The following is a 3,649-nucleotide window of genomic DNA, read 5'->3' on the forward strand; positions in this document are numbered from 1 at the left end:
ACAAATTCCTGACACGGAATACTATAACTGAGGTCACTTAAATGGGATGCATAAGTTATGTAAGTTACGCCACTTAAATGAGTTGAGGTGCTAAAGCGATAAAAGTGGCACTGTTGGAAATATAGATTTAAGTCGATGATTTTTCCTTTAAAAAAAGTACTTAAAGACGGCTTTGTTGCACAAAGCTGTTTGTAAGGTCTGATTCAGCAATATAATTTCCGAATGAAGAAGCCAGCAACTAAAATCTACCGTACAACGAATTGGTCCGCATATAAACTCAGTGCGAGAAACTTTCAGAGCCAAGTGAATGAGATAACACTAAATATAAAAAAATGGAAGAATAATTTACTAAGTTATTGTTTTTAAGTTGATCCTTGTTTTATATGGGGGTGATAATAACTTCTGATTACTAGTTTTTACCTTAAATATACCGATTGAAAGATTCATTTAAAGGCTATGAATACATGAGTTTTACAGTTTGGCTAGGTCAGCATGAGTACTTTTCACAAGATTTAAGATCGACCATGAACGTGATTAAGTTATAGGGGATTGATGAAATAGTTTTTATGAATTTCTGGCTTTCTGGGCTGATTTTATCAAATTCATGTCTATGCAAAATTGCGACATATTTCTCGTGCTGGTAGTTATCCAGAGTTTGGTCTGCATCTATCCATAGTGCAGACCTTTTTTTGGTGACAGTTTTTTCTTAGTGATTTTCGATCTGGATGTAGTGATTTCACGTTTGCAGAATATATCTTGGCGGTGATCCATCTAATATTCGTGATTATAAAGAGAGCTAATTCACAGGTTCTACAGATTATGTAGCGACTAACTATATCAAAGTCTATTTGCAGTTGATGGTTGGCGCTTAGTTTATATTTACGCTTAGGTTTCAGTTAAAAAATCAATATTCTGTTGAATCCGTGATTGAATCATCTGTAGGGTAGATTCTCGAATTTGATGGGGATACAGGCGCTGCGCAATTTGACTAAATTGAAGTGCAATTTCACGCATGGTCAAGATGATCTCATCGACTTCTAGAGTAGTCAGATTAGCTTCTGAAGTACCGAGTTTATGTATGTCATTTCGGGAAATATTGAGCGCTTCTCCCATAATGTCCATTTGATGATAACCACCTGGACCCTCGCAGAAGGTCACATCATAGGCTGGAGCCAATTTCCATTGACCATTTTTCTCCATGAGAAATGAAAAGTTCTTAGTATGGTCATCCCGATTATTGAAAAGCACATTAAACACAGCACGTTTAAAAGCATGCAATCTTTCTCGTACATCTTGCGTACACATCAAGGTTGCCCGGAGAAAATTGCGATAGTCTAGGCTACCTGGAACTTTATAGTCTGCTCCTGTATATGCAGCCAAACTCTGCATTGGAATCCGCATACCATTTTGACGATCGAATCGTTTAGAAGCAAAAGCCGTTAAACCATTGGGCAAATTAAAGAAATGGGTATCTGGAGTCTCAATTGCACAAAGTCGCAAACATTCTGCATAGACGGCTTCAATGGCGCAGACTTCAGGATGCTCTTGCTGAGCAGGAAACTTAATCAGCCAGGCTTCATGTTGATCAGAATCTTGAGTCGAAAACTCTAAATTGACAGGATCTCGGTAAACCAACGCTTTTGGTCTGGCACCTTGAGGGGAGCCACCCATGACCAATAAATGCTGTAGAAATTCACCACCTTCACCTTTGAGTACTTCTTGAACTTCCTGGGCCAGTTGTTGTAAAGGGATATTTTCTGAGGTTTGCATGTCAGCAACACAAGGTTCAAAGGAGAGGGCACCCATTGCGTGACTACTAATATAGGTCAGACGCTCCAAAGGTCCAATTCGTGCTGAATTTAAGCCAATTTTTTTGAAATATCGATCCATCAACATCATGCCCCAACCATCTGGTAAAGCGTCATAGACTGGACCTGGGAGTCCCATTTGATGAGTAGGAAAACCTTGTCTGAATGGTAGACCTTTTAAAGGCAGCAAGTAAGAAGAGAGCTCAACACCTTGCTGTATTGCTTCTGGACTATATTCAAAAGCAATGGTGGGTCTACCTGTCGTGGCTGTTGAACTAATCAGCGTTCCCCATAACCATGATTCGCCCCAACCGTTGTAATAAACATTAAGTCTATTGAGCATTATCCCTTCCTCTTAATACGGTGGCGCTTACTTTGACTCTCATAGCGAAGAATGTCATTCACACTGTTAAGCTGAGGTTTAAATAGTTCCTGAAGTTCGTTTAATCGACCCAAGACCATTGCAATACGGACTAAATTTTCAACAGATACATTTCGTCCCGCTTCAAGATTCGAAACTGTATTCACGCCGACACCAGCGCGTGCTGCTACCTCAGCTTGAGACATCTCCAGAAAGAGTCGTTGCTTACGTAAACGCTCACCTAAAAGAGTCACAACTTCTTCTGGTTTAGTGAAATATAAATCCATTAAATTGGGTCTTAAGAATGAATAATTTAATTAAATCACAAAATAATGGAATTAATCTATAGCTATAGTGTGGCTAAGGAGGGCTTTGTTGCACAGCACATCAGAAGGGTAGGTATAGTCCTTGGGTATCGGTTACAGAAAATCATCAGGATGTACTTTGACTGATTGTTGATACGGAGATTTCAGTATTTTCATTTTTCCTAATAGGTCACATTACTTAGAAAGGGTTCTTCGAAAATTAGTTCATACTTTAAAAATCCTATAAATATTGAGGATATTTTCTTAATGCTTTCAATATAGCATGCGGCTATATGTAACTCGAACGGGCTTAATCTGCCTTTCAGTATAAATTTTTTGGGCGTGAGAGGGGAGAGGTGTGAGGGCAAGCAATTTATATCGTGGATACTTCTAAATTACTTATGTAATAGAAGGTGGTAAACATGGATTTAGAGGTAATAACACTAAATATAAAAAAATTGGAAGAATAATTTATTAAATTATTGTTTTTATGTGGTTATTGGTGATGTTATGAATAATAATAACTTTTTCTTGATGAATTTTACCTAAAAAAATTGATCAGATAATTTTCTTTAAATGTCATGCATACATAAATTTGACAGTTTGAAGGGATCGGTATGTGCATTTTTCACAAGGTTAAAGATCGACCATAAATGTGATAAACGGCAGAGGATCATTGAAAAATGAATGGATTTAAACACTACATGTATGCACGAAAAAAAGTATCGCTGCGGTTCTGCTGACAGGCTGTATTGAGCATTGAATGCAAATGATGTAGTAATTGTCTACAGGCTATAGGACCAGCATGAAGAAGAATGAAATGTAGTTGCCAATTTATAACCTTGGTTGAAAAGCATAGCATTGTTATTCGGAGAAGTGAGGTAAGCCATCCTTCTCTTATTCATTTAAAATGATTCTTACTCAACTGATCTCGACTCATGGGCTGGTTCCAATTAGACGGATAATAACTTCCATCCCCTATCTTTTTCTTACCACATTTCTTGCATTTAATCCCTTCTTTGGAGATTTGATTCAGCATCACTGTTGTCGGTTGAATCAAATCAATGACATAGTTCGTTGGTTCAGGAAAAGCAGAAGAGGCTGCTTTATTGCAAAAGAGAACATTCGGATCAAATGGATTGGATTGCACAAAAGCCATGATACAGCCACAGAGT

At 37.8% G+C, this 3,649-nt stretch carries 3 protein-coding genes; all 3 read right to left on the reverse strand.

What is annotated here, in order from left to right; all coding sequences use genetic code 11:
- Positions 1-885 precede the first annotated feature (885 nt).
- The 3 genes from ACXM0J_RS18630 to ACXM0J_RS18640 all read right to left on the reverse strand — a co-directional run bounded on the left by ACXM0J_RS18630 (position 886) and on the right by ACXM0J_RS18640 (position 3,633).
- A complete protein-coding gene (locus tag ACXM0J_RS18630; RefSeq protein ID WP_000934717.1) occupies positions 886-2,151 on the reverse strand; it encodes a type II toxin-antitoxin system HipA family toxin in 1,266 nt (421 codons plus the stop codon).
- Positions 2,151-2,456 (reverse strand): helix-turn-helix domain-containing protein, encoded by a 306-nt coding sequence (locus tag ACXM0J_RS18635; protein WP_000366814.1) that lies wholly within the window; start codon positions 2,454-2,456, stop codon positions 2,151-2,153. Before ACXM0J_RS18635 ends, ACXM0J_RS18630 begins: the two co-directional genes overlap by 1 nt.
- A 919-nt stretch (positions 2,457-3,375) precedes the next feature.
- A complete protein-coding gene (locus tag ACXM0J_RS18640) occupies positions 3,376-3,633 on the reverse strand; it encodes a hypothetical protein (protein ID WP_004726728.1) in 258 nt (85 codons plus the stop codon).
- Positions 3,634-3,649 lie beyond the last annotated feature (16 nt).

It is taken from the genome of Acinetobacter sp. GRABPA_MV_2, assembly GCF_056725885.1.

What these genes read in the sequence shown, in the direction of transcription:
- ACXM0J_RS18630 (WP_000934717.1), bottom strand. Translation starts at nt 2,151, where the DNA reads ATGCTCAATAGACTTAATGTTTATTACAACGGTTGGGGCGAATCATGG.
- ACXM0J_RS18635 (WP_000366814.1), bottom strand. Translation starts at nt 2,456, where the DNA reads ATGGATTTATATTTCACTAAACCAGAAGAAGTTGTGACTCTTTTAGGT.
- ACXM0J_RS18640 (WP_004726728.1), bottom strand. Translation starts at nt 3,633, where the DNA reads ATGGCTTTTGTGCAATCCAATCCATTTGATCCGAATGTTCTCTTTTGC.